Source organism: Microbacterium sp. LWH10-1.2 (genome assembly GCF_038397765.1).
Taxonomy (GTDB): domain Bacteria; phylum Actinomycetota; class Actinomycetes; order Actinomycetales; family Microbacteriaceae; genus Microbacterium; species Microbacterium natoriense.
In genome coordinates this window covers 1,031,650-1,052,003 of sequence record NZ_CP151638.1, presented here as the reverse complement: position 1 = coordinate 1,052,003, position 20,354 = coordinate 1,031,650, and the positions used below count along the sequence as shown (strand labels likewise).

The 20,354-nt window shown below is 65.7% G+C and carries 17 protein-coding genes; 7 read left to right on the top strand and 10 right to left on the bottom strand.

Going from position 1 to position 20,354, the window contains the following annotated elements; translation table 11 throughout:
* Positions 1–3 precede the first annotated feature (3 nt).
* Complete coding sequence (locus tag MRBLWH10_RS04950; RefSeq protein WP_341941854.1) at positions 4–651, bottom strand: TetR/AcrR family transcriptional regulator; 648 nt, start codon at positions 649–651, stop codon at positions 4–6.
* 119 nt (positions 652–770) lie between these two features.
* Between MRBLWH10_RS04950 and MRBLWH10_RS04945 the strand changes: the two genes are divergently transcribed.
* Positions 771–1,553 carry an alpha/beta hydrolase gene (locus tag MRBLWH10_RS04945; protein WP_341941853.1) on the top strand — a complete coding sequence of 261 codons (783 nt, stop codon included), beginning with the start codon at positions 771–773 and terminating at the stop codon, positions 1,551–1,553.
* Between the two features lie 16 nt (positions 1,554–1,569).
* Here MRBLWH10_RS04945 and MRBLWH10_RS04940 read toward each other — a convergent pair whose 3' ends face one another.
* Entirely contained in the window at positions 1,570–2,493 is a 924-nt protein-coding gene (locus MRBLWH10_RS04940) for a LysR family transcriptional regulator (RefSeq protein ID WP_341941852.1), read from the bottom strand.
* Positions 2,494–2,622: 129 nt separating this feature from the next.
* Between MRBLWH10_RS04940 and MRBLWH10_RS04935 the strand changes: the two genes are divergently transcribed.
* Both MRBLWH10_RS04935 and MRBLWH10_RS04930 read left to right on the top strand, forming a co-directional pair.
* Entirely contained in the window at positions 2,623–3,798 is a 1,176-nt protein-coding gene (locus MRBLWH10_RS04935; protein ID WP_341941851.1) for an NAD-dependent formate dehydrogenase, read from the top strand.
* 178 nt (positions 3,799–3,976) lie between these two features.
* Positions 3,977–4,210 (top strand): HPP family protein, encoded by a 234-nt coding sequence (locus tag MRBLWH10_RS04930; RefSeq protein ID WP_341942565.1) that lies wholly within the window; start codon positions 3,977–3,979, stop codon positions 4,208–4,210.
* Positions 4,211–4,222: 12 nt separating this feature from the next.
* On the opposite strand, the gene MRBLWH10_RS04925 is transcribed toward MRBLWH10_RS04930, so the two are convergent.
* Positions 4,223–4,819 (bottom strand): TetR/AcrR family transcriptional regulator, encoded by a 597-nt coding sequence (locus MRBLWH10_RS04925; protein WP_105676964.1) that lies wholly within the window; start codon positions 4,817–4,819, stop codon positions 4,223–4,225.
* Position 4,820: 1 nt separating this feature from the next.
* Positions 4,821–6,830, bottom strand: coding sequence for an MDR family MFS transporter (locus MRBLWH10_RS04920; RefSeq protein WP_341941850.1), 2,010 nt, complete (start codon positions 6,828–6,830; stop codon positions 4,821–4,823).
* Between the two features lie 169 nt (positions 6,831–6,999).
* Here MRBLWH10_RS04920 and MRBLWH10_RS04915 point away from each other — a divergent pair, with 169 nt between their 5' ends.
* A complete protein-coding gene (locus MRBLWH10_RS04915) occupies positions 7,000–7,350 on the top strand; it encodes a VOC family protein (RefSeq protein ID WP_341941849.1) in 351 nt (116 codons plus the stop codon).
* A gap of 61 nt (positions 7,351–7,411) precedes the next feature.
* Here MRBLWH10_RS04915 and MRBLWH10_RS04910 read toward each other — a convergent pair whose 3' ends face one another.
* The 4 genes from MRBLWH10_RS04910 to MRBLWH10_RS04895 form a co-directional block, all read right to left on the bottom strand.
* Entirely contained in the window at positions 7,412–8,086 is a 675-nt protein-coding gene (locus MRBLWH10_RS04910; protein WP_341941848.1) for a GNAT family N-acetyltransferase, read from the bottom strand.
* Positions 8,083–9,942 carry an alpha/beta fold hydrolase gene (locus MRBLWH10_RS04905; protein ID WP_341941847.1) on the bottom strand — a complete coding sequence of 620 codons (1,860 nt, stop codon included), beginning with the start codon at positions 9,940–9,942 and terminating at the stop codon, positions 8,083–8,085. Before MRBLWH10_RS04905 ends, MRBLWH10_RS04910 begins: the two co-directional genes overlap by 4 nt.
* Complete coding sequence (locus MRBLWH10_RS04900; RefSeq protein WP_341941846.1) at positions 9,939–10,538, bottom strand: TetR/AcrR family transcriptional regulator; 600 nt, start codon at positions 10,536–10,538, stop codon at positions 9,939–9,941. The genes MRBLWH10_RS04905 and MRBLWH10_RS04900 overlap by 4 nt, the downstream gene beginning before the upstream one ends.
* Before the next feature lie 119 nt (positions 10,539–10,657).
* Complete coding sequence (locus MRBLWH10_RS04895; RefSeq protein WP_341941845.1) at positions 10,658–11,224, bottom strand: nitroreductase family protein; 567 nt, start codon at positions 11,222–11,224, stop codon at positions 10,658–10,660.
* Between the two features lie 66 nt (positions 11,225–11,290).
* Between MRBLWH10_RS04895 and MRBLWH10_RS04890 the strand changes: the two genes are divergently transcribed.
* Positions 11,291–11,710 carry a GNAT family N-acetyltransferase gene (locus tag MRBLWH10_RS04890; RefSeq protein WP_341941844.1) on the top strand — a complete coding sequence of 140 codons (420 nt, stop codon included), beginning with the start codon at positions 11,291–11,293 and terminating at the stop codon, positions 11,708–11,710.
* Positions 11,711–12,217: 507 nt separating this feature from the next.
* Here MRBLWH10_RS04890 and MRBLWH10_RS04885 read toward each other — a convergent pair.
* Positions 12,218–13,648, bottom strand: a complete 1,431-nt coding sequence (locus MRBLWH10_RS04885) for a hypothetical protein (protein WP_341941843.1) — start codon at positions 13,646–13,648, stop codon at positions 12,218–12,220.
* Between the two features lie 297 nt (positions 13,649–13,945).
* Positions 13,946–15,559 carry a hypothetical protein gene (locus MRBLWH10_RS04880; RefSeq protein ID WP_341941842.1) on the bottom strand — a complete coding sequence of 538 codons (1,614 nt, stop codon included), beginning with the start codon at positions 15,557–15,559 and terminating at the stop codon, positions 13,946–13,948.
* Positions 15,560–15,913: 354 nt separating this feature from the next.
* Between MRBLWH10_RS04880 and dcm the strand changes: the two genes are divergently transcribed.
* A complete protein-coding gene (gene dcm / locus MRBLWH10_RS04875) occupies positions 15,914–17,287 on the top strand; it encodes a DNA (cytosine-5-)-methyltransferase (RefSeq protein ID WP_341941841.1) in 1,374 nt (457 codons plus the stop codon).
* Positions 17,288–17,381: 94 nt separating this feature from the next.
* Complete coding sequence (locus tag MRBLWH10_RS04870; RefSeq protein ID WP_341941840.1) at positions 17,382–20,345, top strand: hypothetical protein; 2,964 nt, start codon at positions 17,382–17,384, stop codon at positions 20,343–20,345.
* The last annotated feature ends 9 nt before the right edge of the window (positions 20,346–20,354 follow it).

Below are 20,354 nucleotides of genomic sequence, written 5' to 3'. Positions count from 1 at the left end.
GGATCACCCTTCGGATCGGTGGGCCGCGAGGAACACGTCGAGCGCACGTGCCACGTGCCCTGCCGTATCTCCGTTCGGCAGGGCCTCGTCGTCGCCGAGGAGCATGGCCCGGTTGACGGGCTCTCCCATCACCAGCCAGTTGAGCTGGGTCGCGGCGAGGACGGGATCGGACGCGCGCAGGATGCCGGCGGCATCCATCCTGCCGATCACCTCGGCGAGGGAGTCGATCGCCCGCTGCGGGCCGTTGAGGTGCAGCGAACGGGCGAGGTCGGGGAACTGCGGCATGAGGCCGATGACCAGTCGGCGGAGCGCGAGGAGACCCGGGTCGAGCACGGTCGAGAGCTGCTGCTCGAGGATCGGGGCGAGCACGGTGCGCGCATCCGCTCCGTCGCGCAGAACCGGAGGGGCGCCGAGCACGCGCTCGCTCGCCGCGCTGGTCTGCGATCCGACCAGCGCGAGGAACAGGCCCTCCTTGCCGCCGAAGTGGCTGTACAGCGTCTGCTTGGCCACTCCAGACACCCGAGCGATGGAGTCCATCGTCACCGCCTCGTACCCGTGGGCGAGGAACTGCTCCTGGGCGGCGGCGAGGATCGACTCGCGCTTGCGCACCGAGCTCGGGCGGAGATCCGCTGCACCCCTTGACGATTTCATACTCATGAGTCTAGTTTATAGAAATCATACCGAACAGTCTTGAAATTGGAGATGACGATGGACAGCAGAAAGCCCCTCGAGTTCGAGGCTGAGCTCACCCACCCGGTCGAGGCCGCGGCGTGAGCGCGCTCACCACCCCACGCGGCGATCGCATCGTCTACGACGACCTCGGAGCACCGGGCGCGCCGACGGCGGTCTTCATCGCCGGCGCCGGCCCCACACGTGCCGACGACCCGATCACCTTCGCCACAGGTGAAGCCTTCGCCGCACTCGGCGGACGCGCCCTGATCGCCGACAGACTCGGGCGCGGCGAGAGCATATCGGAGGGTCCGATCGAGCTCACCGCCCAACTCGACGCGATCGAGGCGCTCGCCCGAGAGGCGGAGGCTCCCGTCATCCTGATCGGCCACTCCTCCGGATGCGCGATCGCGATGCTCGCGGCCTCTCGCGTGGCGGAGCTGGCCGGACTCGTGCTGTGGGAGGCTCCGCTCGGACTCTTCGAGGGCGGCGCGCCGTCGTGGTGGGCGCGCGTGCGCGAGTCGATCGACGCCGGTGACCTCGAGGAGGCCGTCGCGAGGTACATGGTCGGGATGCCGCCGGAATGGCTCGAGGGGCTCAAGAAGTCCCCCGACTACCCCGGGTTGATCCACAGTTGGATCCCCGACGGAGAGGCTCTGGCCGCGGTCGAGGAGAGCGGCTACCGGAACGCGCTCGCCCCTGTCGCCGCACCCGTCGTCGCCCTCGTCGGCACGGAGACCTTCCCCGGCATGATCGCCACGGCCGACGCGCTCGCGGAGGCCGCGTCAGACGGCTACTCGGAGCAGCTGGCCGGCGCATGGCACTCCTGGGAGCCGCAGGCGATGGCTGAGAGGCTCGCGCGTCTCGCCGGGATGGCGCTCTAGCCGCCGGCGATCAGCCTCAGGAACGCGGTCGCATCGTGGCTGCGGCCTGCAGCAGAGCCCTCGCAACCGGGGCGGACGGGTGCGCCCCTTGCTTCCACACCGCGCCGAGCTGCCTCTGGAAGACGACGTGATCCACGCGGATGCGCATCAGCCGCCGATCCTGCAGATACGACTCCGCGGCACGCGTGCTGATGACGGCCGGGGCGACGCCTGATGCCGCCGCCTCCAGCACCGCAGTGTTGCTGGGCAGCTCCAACGCCGGCGCGGCGAGGGCGGAACGCTCCACACCATGGGCGAGGAGGGCGGCCATGACGACATCGCGGCATCCCGAACCCTCCTCCCTCGTGACGAGCGGCATCGCAGCGAGAGCCCACGGACTGATGTGCCCTCGACGCGCCCAGGGATGGTCGGGTGCGACGAGCACCGCGAGCTCATCGTTCGCGAGGAACGCGTAGCGGAGGCCGCGCGGCGGCTCGCTGCCTTCGACGAAGCCGAGATCCGCCTCTGATTCGGCGACCAGGCGCACGACGTCGCGCGTGTTGGTCGCCCGCGACCGCACAGCGCGCTGATCGCCGCCGCTCGCGGCGTACGACCTGATCCACTGGGGAAGGAAGTACTCGGCGATCGTGAGACTGGCCGCGACGGTCACCGCCCGCGAGCCGGCGAGGATCTCGTCGAGCTCTGCGTCCATGACAGCGGCCGCGGCGAGAACGGGCGTGGCCCTCTCGATGATTGCCGCGCCCTCCTCTGTGAGCTGCGACGAGCGCGCTGCGCGGATCACGAGCTGCCTGCCCAGTCGCAGCTCCAGCCGTCGGAGCCGGAGGGATGCTGCCTGCTGAGTGATGCCGAGCTCGCTCGCGGCGAGGGTGATCGACCCTGTCCGGGCGATCGCCTCGAGCAGTTCGAGCGCCCTCAGGTCGGGCATAGCGGGGCTGAGCACAGTCTCATCGTAACCACAACCATGGCTTGTGAGGCAGCAACCAACGGTTCGTTGTTGCCGACTATCGGCGTTCGTAACGTGAGATGTGCGGGCGCCGATGGAGATGCGCCTCACCTGAATGGAGAGATTGTGTCCAAGATTCTCATCGTCCTGTACCCCGACCCCGTGACCGGCTATCCGCCGGTGTATGCGCGGGACAGCATCCCTGCGATCACCTCGTATCCCGGCGGAGCGACCGTCCCCTCCCCCCGGGCCATCGACTTCGTTCCCGGCCAGCTGCTCGGGAGCGTGTCCGGGGGGCTCGGCCTCAAGGACTGGCTGGAGTCGGAGGGGCACACGGTCGTGATCACGAGCGACAAGGAGGGCGCGGACTCGGTCTTCGAGAGGGAGCTCCCGGATGCCGACATCGTCATCTCGCAGCCGTTCTGGCCTGCGTATCTGACGGCGGAGCGGATCGACAGCGCGAAGAACCTCCAACTCGTCATCACCGCGGGCATCGGATCAGACCACACCGATCTGAACGCCGCGAACGCCCGGGGCATCACGGTCGCCGAGGTGACGTACAGCAACAGCATCAGCGTCGCGGAGCACACCGTGATGCAGGTTCTCGTGCTCGTGCGCGACTTCGTGACGCAGCACCAGATCGCGGTGGACGGCGGATGGAACATCGCAGATGCGGTGGAGCGGTCGTACGACCTGGAGGGGATGCGCGTCGGCGTGTTCGCTGCGGGCCGCATCGGCCGCGCCGTCATCGAACGTCTGGCGCCGTTCGGCGTGCGCCTGAGCTACACCGACCGCTTCCGCCTGCCTCAGGAGTACGAGGAGAAATACGGCCTCACCTTCCACGAGAGCATCGAGGACCTTGTCAAGGACGTCGACGTGCTCACGGTCCACGCACCGCTGACCGAGGAGACCAGGGGCCTGCTGGACGACGACCTGCTGGCGACGATGCCGCGAGGCGCCTACATCGTGAACCCCGCTCGCGGGGCGATCGCCGACCGCGACGCGATCGTGCGTGCGCTCGAGTCCGGCCACCTCGCCGGGTACGCGGGCGACGTGTGGGATCCCCAGCCGGCGCCGGCCGACCACCCGTGGCGCACGATGCCCCACAACGCCATGACCACGCACACGTCTGGCACCTCCTTGTCAGGGCAGGCCCGATATGCGGCCGGCACCAGGGAGATCCTCGAGGACTGGTTCGCAGGAGACCCGATCCGCCCCGAGTACCTGATCGTCGAGGGCGGCGGCTACCGCGGCACAGGCGCCCACTCGTACGCGCAGCAGCCGACCCAGGCCGGAACCTGAGCACACCACCTGCGAGGGGCGGGTCGAGCTCCAGGCTCCCTGCCCCTCGCACGCTCTCACCCCGTCAGGAGCTCGCGGCATCCGTCTCCGGCGGCCTGACCATCGCCGTCCTCGGCCTTGCCGGAGACCTCACGGGGACACCGATCCTGATAGCCGCATTCGGGTCGTCGTGCACGCGATGATGCCCGTCGCCTGGTGGAGCCTCGGCCTCGCCGTGGGGCTCGCTATGGCGACGATGGCCCTCGCCCGCGTTATCCATCCGCCCGCGGGCGGTACTCCGATCGCGATCATGATGACGCACGCGGGGTGGGGCTGCCTGTTCACCCCGGTGCTCGTGGGGGCGGTCGTCCTCAGCTCCTGCGCCCTGGCGTACCGGCTGCTGCTGAGGAGGGTCTCACGACCTCGGGACTGAGCGCCTCGCCCCTTACGGGCCGACCATCGGCGCGTGGCGCACGGCGATCAGACGGTCCATCGTCTCCAGGAGCCTGACCGAATCCGGTCGGGTGTCGTCGGCCGGACGGTGCATGAGGGTGCGCAGCGAGCTCAGCGCGAGGAGGATCGCGGCATCCGCCACCTCGGGCGACCCGGCACGCTCCTCGATGAGCAGACCGAACTCGGCCTTCAGCGCTCCCATCCACTGCGTGAACGTCGCGACGAGCTGCGGCTGCTCCGTGACGAGCTTCTTGAGCCTCGTGCGCTCCACGCCCGAGCTCATCGAGTCGGCGAGGAGATCACAGATCGCGGGCATGAGCTCCCCCGTCGCCGAGCGGAACCGCGCAGCCGCCTCCGGAGAGATGATCTGCTCCGGCAGGTTGAGGGCCGCCGCCGTCTTCGACGGGAAGTAGTTGAAGAAGGTGCGGGGCGAGACCCCCACCTCCTCGCAGATCTGCTCGACGGTCGTTCCGTCGAGCCCTTGACGTTCGACCAGGCGCAGGGCAGCCTCGTGCAGCGCTTCCCGCCGCAGCTTCTTCTTGCGCTCACGAAGCCCCTCGGGCTCCCCTGCGCTCTGGTCGTTCGTCATATCAGCTCTGCACCTTGATCGTCCCGGTCTCGCTGATGCCGGCGTCGTCCGCCATCTCCTGCAGAGCCGAGCGGGTGCGCAGCGGCGGAGCCTTGAAGAACCAGCTCAGCACGAACGCGAGCATCAGCACCCCGAAGCCTACCCAGTAGATCACGTCGATCGCCTGGGTGAAGCCGACCATGAAGGGCTTGGTGAGCGCGGCATCCGCGCCGTTCAGGAACGACGTGTCGCTGACCGAGCTGCTCGATCCGTTCGATGCCTCTGACGTGCCCTTGTTGATCTTCTCGGCGATGTCGGGGACGAGCTGGTCCACCCAGTAGGTGCGCTGGGCCTTGTCCGACCAGTCCACAGACACGGTGCCGTCCGTCACGGAGGCGTGAGCCTTGTCGGCGACAGCCTGGAGCGCCTTGGCCTCGGCGGCCGGGGTGGCCTCCGCGACCTTCTGGTCGATCACCGTCTGCGCGGCGGCGGCCGGAAGCTGCCCCGCGGCGACGGCCTGGTTCACGGAGTCGGTCACCGCGGTCGTCACGGCTTCGCCCGCCGAGGCCTTCGCCTCGGTCACGCCCTTGTCGAGCTGCGACTGGATGTTCTCCTGCAGCGGGCCGACGATCGGCGTCCACAGCTGCTCCATGACGGCCTTGTTCTGCTTCTCGCCGGCGACGGCGGGATCCAGCGCGGCGTTCAGAGCGGCCGTCAGCGTGGGCTTGTCGCCCATGCTGTGCGTGATGTTCGTCGGAAGCAGGGTGAACAGCACCGACAGCATGATCGCGGTACCCAGCGTTCCACCGATCTGACGGAAGAACGTCGCTGCGCTGGTGGCGACGCCCATATCGGGCGCCTCGACCGCGTTCTGGCTCGCCATGGTGAGCGACTGCATCAGCTGCCCGAGGCCGAGACCGACCACGAACATGCCGATCATCATGAACCACACCGAGGTGGTCGACGAGACGAACGTCAGGAGCAGGAAGCCCACCGCCGTGGTCAGGGTGCCGGTGCGCGGGAAGATGCCGTACTTGCCGGTGCGCGCGGTGATCTGGCCGGCCGCCATCGAGGAGGCCATGAGACCCACCACCATCGGCAGCATCGCGAAGCCCGACTCGGTCGGGGTGAGACCGGCGACGATCTGCATGTACAGCGGGATCGTCATCATGGCGCCGAACATGCCGAAGCCCACGAGCACGCCGATGATGGTCGCCCACGAGAACGTGTTCGAGCGGAAGAGGCGGATCGGGATGATCGCGTCGTTCTTCATGGCGATCTCGATGAGCACGAATCCGATGGCGCCGAGTCCACCGATCACGTAGCAGGCGATCGAGGCGATGGAGCCCCAGCCCCACTCGCGACCCTGCTCGGCGACCAGCAGCAGCGGTACGAGCGCGACGATCACCGCGGTCGCTCCCCACCAGTCGATGCGCGGGTTGTCGTGCTTCGCGACCTTCGGCAGGTGCAGGAAGGTGATCACCATGCCGAGCGCGATGAGGCCGATGGGCAGGTTGATGAGGAAGACCCAGCGCCAGCCGGAGATCCAGAGGATCTCGTTGGCACCTGCGAAGAGACCGCCGACGAGCGGGCCGATCAGCGAGGAGATGCCGAACACGGCGAAGAAGTAGCCCTGGTACTTGGCGCGCTCGCGCGGGGCGAGGATGTCGGCCATGATCGCGAGCGGCAGCGACATCAGTGCGCCGGCGCCGATGCCCTGGAAGGCGCGGAAGCCGGCCAGCATCAGCATCGACGTCGAGAACGTCGACAGCACGGAGCCGATGATGAACACCGTGATGCCGAAGATGAACAGCGGGCGGCGCCCGAAGATGTCGGAGAGCTTGCCGTAGATCGGCACGGAGATGGTCGACGTGATCAGGTACGCCGTGGTGACCCAGGCCTGCTGGTCGAGGCCGTGCAGGTCGTCGCCGATCGTGCGGATCGCCGTGCCGACGATGGTCTGGTCGAGAGACGACAGGAACATTCCGGCCATGAGGCCGTAGATCACGAGGAGGATCTGACGGTGCGTCATGATCGGCTTCGACGCGTCAGATTTCGCGACCGGCGTGGCACCGGTGCGGGTGGAGACAGTTGACATTCCAGCCCTTCGGAAGGCGTGAGGATTATTGCAGACGTGCAATATTACACGACTGCAAGATTAGTGCGGGCTGAGAGTGTCGGATGCGCCTCAGACTGGATGCATGGACGTGCACCGGATCGTTCCGAACCTCACCGTGACCGACCTCCCGCGCGCGGTCGCCGAGCACACGACTGCGCTCGGCCTCCGCGTGCTCATGGACCACGGGTGGATCGTCACCCTCGGCGACGACGAGGGTCATCAGCTGAGCCTCATCACGCGGGATGCCACGGCATCCGTCGCACCCGACGTCTCCGTCTTCGTCGACGATGCCCGCGCCGCACTCGCCCGCGTGGAGTCGGCCGGGTTGGAGATCGTCCATCCGCTCACGGACGAACCCTGGGGCGTCACGCGCTTCTTCTACCGTGGTTCCGACGGGCGGGTCGTGAACGTCGGCATGCACACCATCGCGTGAGCGTCCAGGCGCGCTCGCACTGCCCACACCGCCCGCTCAACGCACGAAGAGCGGCTGCGCGTCAGAGCGCCGGCCGAGCACCCTGCGGATCACGCCAGTAGGTCTGCACCCGAACGCCTCCGACGAGTTCCACCACCGCGCGGGGACGATACCCGAGCCTTTCGTAACGCGCATCGTTCGCCGGGTTCGACGACTCCAGGTACGTGGGGATCCCGGCATCGTCATAGTGGGCCAGGGCCGCTCGGAGCAATGCCATGCCGTGCCCGCCGCCGCGGGCCTCGGGCGCCACACCGAGCAGTGTCAGGTAGGCATGCGGATCGCTGGGCCGGGCATCGGCGAACCTGGCACCGGCCTGTTCCAAGGCGGCAGCAGCCTCCGGGTCGAGCAACTCGCCGACCAGCGCGTCGTAGGCAGCATGGGCCTCGACGGAGATCTCGTCCTCACCCGGCGGGTACCACACGGAGACCGCGCGAAGAGCGCCGCGCGTGCTCGCACCCTGCGACTCGCCCTCGCCATCGGAGCCGCCCTCGAGCACTCGCGACTCGGAGAAGCGCAGGGCTTGTCCGACCATGAACCGCCAGTACGCACCGGCCACCTGCGGACGCGTCTCGACATCGGGGAACGAAGGCCCCCAGACGGGATCGTCCAAGAACGCCGCCGTGAGGATTCGCGTCATCTCGTCGAGGTCGCCGGACGTCGCCGGTCGCAGTCCGTGCGGGAGTGTCTCGTGTGTCATGCGGTCCTCATCTCGTTGCGGGTATGCGGGGCGGTCTGCAGACGAGTCTCACCGACCCGCCGAAGGGTCGCGGGATGACCGAGCAGATCGATGAGCGCGTCACCGTGGGTGAGCTGCGGATGATGCCCGGCCCCGGGCACAGAGATCAGCTCGACGTGGGGAAGCGACTCCAGGTGCGCGACCGCGGCAGGGTCGAGCGGGTCCTCGCTTCCGGTGATGATGCGCACCGGGCCGTGGAATCGCCCCAGCGCGTCGCGGAGCTCGGCTCGCCATCGCGTCGATCCGGCGGAGGTGAGCTGCTCGGCCGCGCTCTTCGCACGACCTCTCCGGAGATCGCGGATGCTGCTCTCGAGAGCCTTCGCGCTCGCATCCGCGCCGGTGAGTCGGCGTGACAGCTGCACGGGATCGGCACGCCGCAAGAAGGCGCGAATGAGTATCCGCACACGCGCCGCCCCGCGCACCGGCGCCTGCAGGAAGAAGGGCGCGATCAGCGTGAGGGACTCGATCCGTTCGGGGAACCGGTCGGCGGCGATGACCGCCGCTGCTGCGCCGATCGAGTGGCCGATGAGTGCGGCGGGTTCGTCCCCGAGCATCGCGGGCAGCCAGCGCTCCCAGTCGCGAATGCCCGTTCCACCGCTCAGCCCGAGACCGGGCAGATCGACCGCTCGCGCGCCGATGCCCGATGCCACGTCCGACCAGGTGTCTGCGTTGACCGGCAGCCCGGGGAGGATCACTCGACGGGATCCCGATGCTCCCAGCTCGAAGGTCCGCACACCGGCGACGTCGACGAATCGGCGCTCGTCACCCGCGGCCGCACCGAACCGATGCGCGGCGAGATGGTCAGCCCACCGTTCGAGCGACACCCGCACGTCGGGCAGGCGGAGCCCGTGCCGGTCGGCGAGCTCGATCGCGGATGCTGTGGGATAGCGATCGGCGGACAGGAAGCCGAGGGTCTCGGGGTCAGCCCGGGTGATCCATCGAGGCAGCCGTGTGATGACGCTCGCCGGCACCTTCAGCCTTGGGACGTTCGCCCCGAGGTGTCGTCCGACGCCCGTGAGCAGATCAGCCAGCAGCGGAGTTGCGTCGTCGAGAATCCAATAGGCCGCGCCCACGGCATCGGGATCGACCGCTGCCGTGGCCATGAAGGCCGCGAGATAGTCGACCGTGACGACCGGAAGGAAGGTCGCGGCGCCTCCGGGCAGCGCGGTCGCAGTCCCGTCCCAGATCTGCTCGACGGTGCTCGCCAATCCGATGTGCTGGTCGGACTCCCCCGTCGCGCTGTCCCCGATCACGCTGGCCGGATTGACGATGGTCCAGGGAACGCCGCGCTCCCGGGCCCGGGCCTGGAAGACGGCGTCGGATTCCACCTTCGACGCCTCGTAGCCGCCCAGTTCCGCGTAGACCGCCGCGCGGTGCTCCTCCGACCAGGGAACGGCGTCGGGGTCCTGCCCACCGACGCGGTACCCCGAGACGTGAACCACGCGCTGCAGCATCGGGAGTTCTGCGGCGAGATCGATGAGCTTCTCGACGATGCCGACGTTCGCGGCCCGCGCTTCCTCGGCGGGCATCCCGAATCGGTAGGCACCGGCGCAATTGTGGATCTCGGTGACGTGCGCGAAGGCCGCCGCGCCACCCACCAGGATCTCCGGCGCGTCGAAGTCGGCGATCTCGATGTCGATGCTCCGCGCCAGACCATGCTTCCGCAGCCATGCCTCGACGCGCGCGCCGGATGCGGCGCTCCGCACTGCCGCGGTGACGTTCACACCGGCCTCTGCGAGCGTCAGCACGAGGTGTCGGCCGACCAGCCCCGAAGCCCCGAGCACGAGGGCGTGACGCGGGGTGTCCTGGGCGCTCATCTGGATCCCCCGGCGTTCTCGACGCGCCGCTCGATCAGTTCCGCGACGACGTCGGCAGCCGATTCCAGAGGCAGGGTGCTCCGCGTGGCACGGGAGACGATGACGGCGCCCTCGATCATCGAGACGATGACGGTCGCGAGCGAGCGGGACTCCTCGGCGGCGAGGCCGTTCCCCTCGAGGAGCGAGGCCGTCGGCGCGATCCACGACTCGAACGCGCCGGCGCAGGCCTGCCGCAGCCGTTCGCTCTCGGCGCCCATCTCCAGCGTCACGACGGAGACCGGGCATCCCAGCCGGTAGTCGCTTTCGCTGACGATGCTCGCCAGTGCGCCGATCGCCGCGCGTGCCGCACCGGCCGCATTGCCCGTCGAGACCGCGGCCTCGGCGATCAGCGCCTCGAACTGCGTCGCGGCGAGCTCGACCGCGGCGACGCCCAGCCCCACCTTCCCGTCGGGGAAGTGGAAGTAGATCGACCCCTTAGGGGCGTCAGCGTGATCGATCACCGCATTCAAGCCCGTGCCGCTGTAGCCGCTGGTCTGGATGAGTTCGAGCATGGACGCCGCGAGTCGCGCCCGGGTCTGGTCGCCTTTGGAGGTCATGCGACTCAGAATAGACCGGTCTACATATTTTTACAATCCGGAGTGCTGACCGTCGCAGCGCCGGATGGCTTCGAGCTTCTCGGCCATGAGTGGCGTCTCCACAGGCGCAACCGCCGACGTCAGCCCACCGCTCGCGCCCACGTGATGGCATCGAGCGGCTTCCGCTCCCGGCTCGTTCCCGCGCCCGCGAGCTGTCGAGCACCGGCCTCCGGCACACCGATCGCCGCCATGGTGGTCACTTCCCAGTGCGGAGGAACCTGGAATTCGTCAGCCACCGCCGCCCGGTCGAACGCGCGGAACTGGTGGACGTGCATCCCCATCTCGTAAGCCTGGAACGTCAGGTGCGCCAACGCCTGACCGAGGTCGTAGTGCGCGAACTCCGAGTACTCGAAGTCAGAATCCTCGACGTGACGGTGAGCGAGATTCGCCAGGAGAAGCCCGGCGCCTGCGGCCCAGATCGAGGAACTGCGCGCCAGGTGGGCCGTCAACCGTCGGTGGACATCATCACCGCGGCGCCCCACGATGAACGACCAGGGTTGCGAGTTGCCCGCCGAAGGCGCGTGCCGTGCCGCATCGAGGAGGGCATCCACCTCTTCACCGGAAAGAGTGCTGCGCGGATCGAACCGAAGAGGACTGAACCTCCCCCTCACGAACGGGTGCAACTGAACGTGGGTGACTGCCGGCATGGAACCATCCAACCAGCGGGAGGCTCTTCGGATTCCCCCCTGCCGACTTCGTGATAGTCATGGATCATGACCAGCCAGTACTTCTTCTCGAGCGAGTCGGACCGGATCGACCGCACGCTCGTGCACCGGTGGTTGTCTGAGGCGTCGTACTGGGCGGTCGGTCGCCCCCGAGCGGTGCAGGACGCAGCCATCGACTCGTCGCGCAACTACGGCGTGTGGAACGAGACCTCTGGGGAGCAAGTCGCGTATGCCCGCGTCATCACGGACGGCGTGACGTTCGCCTGGCTCTGCGACGTGTTCGTGGCTCCTGAGGTGCGAGGCGTCGGCGTGGGAAAGATGCTGATGTCTGGTGTCATCGCCGACCTCGAGCCGTTGGGGTTGCGCCGGACTCTCCTTGCGACGGCAGATGCGCACGGGCTCTACGAGCAGTACGGCTTCTCCGAGCTGCCGGTGCCCTCTCAATTCATGGCTCGAATGCAGTCCTGAGACCGCCTTGTTGATGCCGACACGGCGTCAACCGGCGATGCGCGGCATGCCGGGTGCTCCCCCATTACGATCGGCGAGCCCGCCGGAGACTCTCGTCGCAGTACAGCGCTAGGCGGCCGCCGCGATCTTGAGGCGTCGTCATGCCACGCCCTGACTCACCGCGAAAACAACCAAGTCGGTCGATCCTCATGCAAGACGGCAGAGAAAAAGCCCCGGAGATCCGCGTGTTTCTGCGGTTCTCCGGGGCTATCTGGTCGGGCTGACAGGATTTGAACCTGCGACCCCTTGACCCCCAGGCGTCCAGATGGCCTCGCTGGGACCAGAACCCGCGTGTTTCCGGGGATCTGAGCGCGCGGAACACGTCACGACATGCATGGTTTGCATGATTCTGGTCCCCTTTTGGTCCCCCTCGCGCCACGAGTTACCCGGCGCGCTTCGCTGGTAAGCATCTGTCGGCTCAGAACAGCACCCGTTACGTCCATACCGCGCGACCACCCTCACGCGCCCTCAGATCTCCGCCGCCGCTCCCTCTTCGGCGGGGATGGCTTGCCACGTCCCTCGGTCGTCAACGATGCGGACGCGGTACGCATCGAAGCGTTGTTTGATGTCCCAGAGCTCAGAGCCTTCTCGATATCGACCTAGCAGCTCATCCGCCTGTCCAGTGAGGCTGACAGCAAGGAGCCGAACCACGAGTTCGTTCACGTCACCGATGAGAAAGGTTTCCGCGTGATCAGGAAACGAGCCACGATCGGCGTGCTTCACCGAGTTATAGTTGCTCGCGATCGCTTTGGCGAGCCCAATCTGGCTGTAGATATAGTCACCCCACCGAATCCCTAGGAACTCCAGGCAGCGGTAAATATACGTCGACGTCGTAGGTCGATTGCGGTGGTAAGTGGCTTCTTCGCCCAGGCGTTCGCCAAGCAGCTGCCCCGCCGCTTCAAGACTCATCGAGGTCGACATGACAACATCCTCTGCGAAGCGATGCCGACGTCCAATGATCGCGACCGCCGGCAGAATGAACCGTTCCCAGGCCTCATAGCTCGCCGCCCATGCCGCGAGCCCGTCTGCGCCGAGCTCTTGGAGCACGAGCATGGGACGCCCGAGCTTCTTCTTCGACGGAATGGGCTGCGCACGCTCCCGAATAGTGCGAGCGCTGACAACCTCAGCAAAGGGATGATCGAACACTTCGCCACTCATGAGATGCGCAGCGATACCCTCATCGCGCACCCGGTGCTCACGGAATGAGAGAGCAGTTCCGAAGAGGAACACCAATAGGTGCAGGACCTTGCGTTGCTCGACGAGGTGGTCAGCGAAGGGGCGAGGGTCGTCCCACTCGCTCTCCAGCACGACATAGTCCTCAAGCTCGTGGACGCGCTCGTACCCATCTTCTCGCGCTGCAAACCGCCATGTCCCCCTCACTCGGAGCGTGGCGTCACCTTGGTACCACTCAATCGGCTCCGGACTCTTGACCTGGATATCGAGCGCGTTCGTTCGCTTCTCCTCGCCCCGGGTGCTTTCCGTCGTCACCGATGTGATGCGTGACCACCGGTTGAGGCCGTCGGCACTGCTTTGACAAAGCTTGACAGTCAGCGGGTCAGTCAAGCTACGGTCTCGCGAGTGGAGCAATGTCTCAGAGGCCGTAAAGCGCCCGCTTCCGACTCGCGAACCCGTCGCGTCAGAGTGCCCGCTCCAGCGGCAGCCGAACAAGAGGATATTGCCCTCGCGAGCATGCACCAAGACGTTCTCGGGTGGCGTCATTCGACGAAACCATTGGTCAACGTGCTCAAACTGCGGCACAGCGAAGCCAGGCATGTACGGCACCTCGACCTCAACGCCTGTCTCTGTCATCCGCAAGGTTGCGCCAACATATGGCGTCTCTTCGATTCCATCGACCAACAGCACAGCCATGCTGTCTCCGAAGTTCAGTTCAACACTCATGTCGCTTCAATCTGTGGGTACGCGCTTTGCAGGCCGAGAACCTATCGCCAACGTACAAGCTTGCGTCCCTGCTTCTGCATCTCAAGCTTGGCGGGGCACCTGTGGTCGGGTCCAGAGCGACAAGTCCAAGCGTCGGTTCGTAGAGTTTCTCGACGCTGACCAACGCCTTCGTCGAGGTTATCTCCGCGAGCAGAGCCCACCCCTGCTGTTGGCCAAATCCACGATCGGCTCGACCTCAAGTCACAAGTTGTGCGGATAACCTCGCTCGTAAGCGTCTTCTGGACTCCCTACCACTGGTCAGCCGCTGAAACTCTCTTCATCGATGCCGATCAGGTCCCACGACGCAGTGACGAGGAGGTCTTCGTCACCAGAGACCTCAGCGAGCCCGGGAACCCATGCCATGAACTGCTCGCCAAGGGGCGCCTCCATCCGATATGTCTTGGCCTCGGGCCCCGCCTCGGGAGCGAGACCGGTCTCCGTGGCTGTCATTTCGGGGTGACGCATAACGATTTGTGGTGTGGGGACTTCTGCGCCGCCGACGTTGAGTGTCCCGGCAGCGGCGACCACTACCTGCGGCGGGTTGCCTTCGGGGGCCGTTACCGTGACCGGATGACGCATGGCGTGGACGACATGACCCTCCAGCAACAAACGAGCGCGACGTAGCCGGACACGATCACGGTCATCAAAACGGCCGTTGCAGGGCTCAAGGGGTTGTCTAGTGAGACGCTCGATCCTGACGATGTCTTCGACCGTCTCCGCGATCACCTCCAGCTCCCGCTGTTCCTCGTCGGGGATAGATGGCGGGTCAAGCGACAGCAACTCGCTTCCTCCTACTTCGAAGGCCACCGCGGTAGAGCGGTGGAGCTGAAGCATGAAGCGCGTCGATGCGAGCTTGAGGTCATTGGTCGAGTCGAACACTTCCCAACCTCGGAATTGCGCGTCAGTCATTCGCTCGCCTTGAATGCCGAAGGAGAACTTGAACATGACACTGCCGGCGACTAGTACATCCCATTCAGCGAAGGTAGTGTCACGGCGGCGACGAGCGACGGCCGCATCGTAAGCCTCCGTGATACTGCCGTCATCGTCGCGCAGCACGACGCGGACATGGTTGGTCGGGTCCTGCCTGAGCAGTTCTGTGACGGTGAAAGCGCTCCAGTTCTCGGTCAGCCCGAGAGAGTCGCGCATGTCCGGCACCTCGCTACCCAACGGCGCAACGTATGCTCTTGCCTCTTCAACCAGTTCGGACGTACCGACGGTGACATCGTCCTCCCACGCCGAGTGGTCCAGGGCGAGCACCTGTGCATCCCGTAGCGACTCGACGATTCGCAAGGTCGCTACCGTCAGCGCTGCCATGTGAGAGAACACGCGGACGGCTGCGGCATATCGCTCGCGGAGGGGGAACGCGAGTGCCTCCTGTTTCGATCCTTGAGCATCAGCATGGACGAGGTCGGCGTACAGCCAAGCGGCGGCGAGCTGCGTGTCCGAGACCCTGTTGGTCACGTCGGTCCCATCAATGCGGGCCGATTGCACAGAGTATGCCTGGACTTGGGTTCCTTGAATCTCGGAAGCGTCCCAGGCACGCCGAAGGTCGTGCAGGCGCGCTCGTAGCGCGTCGTCGACATCGGCTTCACTGATGAGGTGCTTGATCGCGTCGAAGACCTTCACGTAGTAGACGGGCTCGGACTTCACTGTCAACGGCCTCACTCTCGAAGCCAATGACTCGAAGATCTCCTCATTAGCCGGGAGCCGCCGTGTAATGGTCATCTGACCGGTCACGTCGACGCGACCGTCGAAGCTTCCCTGTGCGTGCCGCAGTAACTCTTCCTGGTTCTGGACGATCGAGTGCGCCTGAACCCGCCGCGCACGCAAGACGAACCGCCGCAGCGTTTCGTGCTCGTTGAACGTCACCATGTCTCCATTGTCGCCCGCTCCAAGGCTCCCCCGCGAAGCAGGATCATCTCCGAGAACCGCCGACGGCCGGAACCTCAGCTTGTTCATTTGGGCGCCGATCGGGCGCGCCACGGAGATGGGGCCGATCCAGAGCATCTTGAACACGTTCCACCCAGAACAGGGGAACCAGCGAGCAGGGCCAGCCGGCCCCGTCCTTGATGACGGTGCCGCAGTAGTTCGCAGCGGAGAGATAGGGCACGGCGAAGAGCTACGTCGGTCGGGACTCTCCAGCGCACTCGCGGGCGGCCGGCAAGCTTCCGATCCGGTGTGGGTGGGTGCCGGTATCGTTGAACCGTCTGAGGAGAGGGGTCACGTATGGCCGATGGGGGTACAGCCTTCCGGTTCATCGATCTCTTCGCGGGACTCGGGGGCTTCCACGTCGCGCTGCAACAGCTCGGTGGCGAAGGTGTGTTCGCGGCCGAATGGGATGCGACGTTGAACGAGCTCTACAAGGTAAATTTCGATATCCGGCCTTGGGCCGACATCGACGACCTGGAGGACGAAGCAATGATCGCTCGGGAGGTTCCCGAGCATGACGTCCTAACGGCAGGCTTCCCTTGCCAGCCATTCTCGAAGGCCGGCGAGCAACTCGGATTCAGCCATACACTTCAGGGCAAGCTGTTCTTCAAGGTGCTCGCGATCCTCAAGGAGAAGCGTCCGCGGCGGTTCATCCTCGAGAACGTGCCAAACATCCTGCGCCACCAGAACGGCGAGACGCTCTCCACCATTCGCAAGGAGCTTGAAGACCTCGGCTACGCGGTCGACGTGCATAAGTTCTCGCCTCACGAATTCGGCGTGCCGCAGATTCGGGAACGGGCGTATTTCGTCGGATCGCTCGATGGACTCGACGGATTCAAGTGGCCGAGCCCGTCTCGGCCAACGACAGACATCAGCAGCGTGCTGGATAAGCAGGCAGCACCGACTCGCGCAATCTCGGCTCAGACGTTGCAGGCGATCGACATGTGGGACGACTTCCTCAAGCGCGCTCCGGCGGCACTGAAACTACCGTCCTTTCCGATCTGGTCGATGGAGTTCCGAGCAACGTATCCCTATAAAGACGCCACGCCCCCGGCGATCTGGAAGGAACTCGGTCCGCGCGACCTGGATCATGCCCTTGGCAGCTTTGGGTTCGAGTTGAAAGGGCTGGAGCAGTCCGAGCAGTTCGAACTCCTGCCGAGCCACGCTCGCCGACCGACCGATCTCAAGTTCCCCTCGTGGAAGCAAACCTTCATCCGACAGAACCGGCAGTTCTACTGGGCGAATCAAAAGTGGATCGACCCGTGGCTTGACAAGTGGAAGCCGTGGAAGCTCTCCTCCAGCCTTCAGAAGTTCGAGTGGAACGTGCAAGGTGGTGGACGACGCATTGACGAGTACGTCCTGCAAGTGCGCGCCTCGGGCCTCCGGGTGAAGCGCACTTCGACCGCTCCGAGTCTCATCGCGATGACGCATACGCAGGTTCCGATCCTCGGAAAAGACATCGTCGGTGTTCGTCGCTACATGACTCCGGCGGAGTGCGCCGCGCTTCAGAGCCTCGGCTCGATCTCGCTTCCCGACGGCGATCTGCGCGCATACAAGGCGCTGGGGAACGCCGTCAATGCCGACGTGGTACGCGCGATCGCCGAGCCACTCCTGCGCGGCCTTCACCAGACGTCAGCGGTTTCGGAGGACGAACAGCACACTGCCGCGTAATCGGCCACCTCTGCTTCAGACCTTTACCGAGGCCTCGATGTCGGAACTCGTCGCTAGGTTGGGATAAAACAAAGTGGTGCGAGGGAGGCTGGCCGTGGGTTCCGAGTACGAGCGCGTGAGCGAGGCGATCGCTGACGTCATGTTCGGCTCATCGCAGGCTGGCCGACCCGTCTATGCGCTCGCGGAGGCCGATACGGTTCGTAACGTCCTCGAAGCCGCAGAGATTGAGGACCGGACGGTGACCGAGCTAGCGTCCATAGTCAGGTCATCGCTTCAAGTGGATGAGCCTGGCGTTGCCCCGTTTCATTGGCAGGCGGAGGCTGCGCGACGTCATCGGCGCCAGCCGCTCGAAACGCCACCTGCGCTCCCTCTCTTGGTCATGCTGTCGATCGCCGCAGAGCAGATGCAGGCGGACGGTGACCTTGCCGCGCACAACTACTACTCGCGATTGCATCGGATGCTCCATGTCCCGACGAGCGAGTACCAGAGGGTCGAGAATGACTATCGCCGCACCGCCGACCTGCTGTGGGGATCGCTGAATTCGTGGCTGGAGGCCTGGGAGGGCGAGCGCGGAATCCCGACGGCCTACGCCGTCGGGGGCCATGCCTTCATCGGGCTACCGATGTCCCAAGCGGTTGTCCGACAACACGATCGCGCCGGCCTCCACGAACTCTTCGCGCTCGAGGGCATGACCCCAGGTCTTCGTATCTCGCCAGACGACATGGGCCTCGCGATGGACCCATATGCATCGGCCACTCCGAGCCTGCCCCTCAGTTCGCACCTTGCGCGCCTCTGGCGTGTCCCGGCCGCCAGGGAGCGAATCGTCGATGCCGCTTGTCTTGAACTCGAAGCGTGGGACGGGTCCGGGATCGAGGCGGTCGCTTCTGCGCGGCCCGCTGTCACCACGCGTCTGCTGGCATTCCTGCGGACCTTCCCACGCAAGTCGGTCGAGTTCAACCTGATGCTTCCATACCGCTCGGAGGGGCCGGACATCGCTCGGTTTCAGCTCGTGGACGGCGACTCGGCTGTTCCGACCATCTCCGGGCCGGGCGGTTCCACACGGCTCTCAGGAGTGGAGGGGGTCAGTGCGGCTTCGCTCGTAGGGGAACAACTCGCGGGAGAGTTCGGGAACGACGCCAGCCGTCCATTCGGTCGCCGCCCGAAGCGGGTGACTCCGCTCCGATGGGATGACCTCCAGGGGGCGTTTGTCGAGATCGAACGCATCTCTCTCGGTGAGGATAGCCTCGTCCTAGCGAGGTCAGATGCACGCCAGCGCGTGGAGGCACACCTCGATGCCCACGCCCGGCCGGGCTGGCATGAACTCGCTGATCTGCCCGGCAACCCGGAAGGATGGCTGGTCTATCAGCACGTCCAGATCGTCTCCGCGCCCACAGGTCAGGTGCATTTCGATCTCCTGCCGCTCGCCCCGCGAGCGCGGACGAGCTTGACGCTGCGAGGGGGCTTCGTACTTCCCGGTCTGCTTCGTAAGTGGTCGGCGTTGGAGCCGCCTGAAGCGGTCGCTCTCGCCGCTGGGGCATCCTCGGTCGATGTCCGCGTTTACCGCGGTGCACGAGTCGACCCCGCCATGCTTGTCGCTGAGTCTGTTCAGCCTGGCGAGCTCGCAGTTCTTCCGCTCGTGGATCGTGACCTATCTGACGGCGAATATGTCGTCGCAATGTTCGTTGACGACGCAAGCAAGCCCTCGTCGACGGCGCTCCTCCGCCTGCGGTCCGCGAACACTCCGCAGTTCAGGGTCGAGGATGTCGATATACGCCTGGTCTACTCGCCTGACTCCTCGTTGCGCTGGCCTCTAACTGCTGGCGCGCCTGAGTGGCCGAGTCATGTGAATGGTGCGAGGATCGTGGGCCTCGATTCGCTCGTTGTTGAAGCCACAACGCCGATGCCGGAGTTCGTGCCACGGGAAAGAAGCTCCTCCCCCGTGGTGGCCCGAAGAACTCGCGTGGGCATTCCGATGACGAGCGATTCTTGTCTCGTCACTGGGATGCACCGCTTCCTCCTTCCGCCAGTACTCGCGAGCCAAACACCCACGCGGAGTATCGAGGGCGAGTGCACAACCTGCGGGCTCGTGCGCCGTTTCGCCGGCACTCCGTGGGCCGCGAAGAAGAAGGATGCCACCGCTAAAGCCATCGTTCTTCCGGAGATCCCTCCGGTGATCGAGTCGGACGAGCCGGACTTCGAGGTCGCGTTTGATGCGCTAAACCACGTCGGGACCGGTTCGTTCGGGATATTCGAGCGGATCGCTGCCCAGATCGAAGGCTCTGGTTTGTTCGCCGACTCTTTCCTCCGACGGCTTGAGGTCGTCGGGCACGTCGACGTGGCCAGAGACGACTATCTCCAGGTGACGGAGTGGGCCGTCAACACCTCAACCCTTGTCCCGACCGGTGACGGTCGGTGGGTTCTCATCGGCTCTCGTTCTGGCGCGCTGTTGGATCGGCTCAGGGGATTAATCAACGGCTACGCCGAAGTCACGGCGACTGTTGACGCTGAACTTTCCCGTGTCGAGGTCTCAGGCGAGTTGCCGGTCTCAACCCTGATGGAAGCGGGGTTCACCGTGCTTGACGCTTCGCCAGCGAAGGATATCGCCGAGGCGCTCCCTGCACTTAGCGATGTGGCGAAATCACTCAAGCGCGTCATCGTGCCGACTCACAGATCGGCGGAGGTCTGGGATACATCCGCCGCCTCGTGGCGCCAGACAGAGTCACTCATCAAGGTCGGCGCGTACCGGCTCAAAGACTTCGGTTCGACTTACGCGATTCGCACAGCGGAAGACATCGCGAACGGAACCATCGGGCTTGGCAACGCACAGATCGTGAAACACATCGCGAACTTGTGGGCCGGCGATCCCTTGATCGGCTACAACTCGCGCAGCGGCTCGGTAGTTACACCCTTGGGTGCAGACCTGCCAGCGCTGTACGGGCGCGCACTCGCTCTCTGCTCAGGGCGCGCGCCGCGAGAGATCGTCAATCACAGGATGCTTCAGTACCCATCAGTACCGCGAGAAATCGCGGACATCATCTACGACCGTGTGAGTCAGTGAAAGCCATGC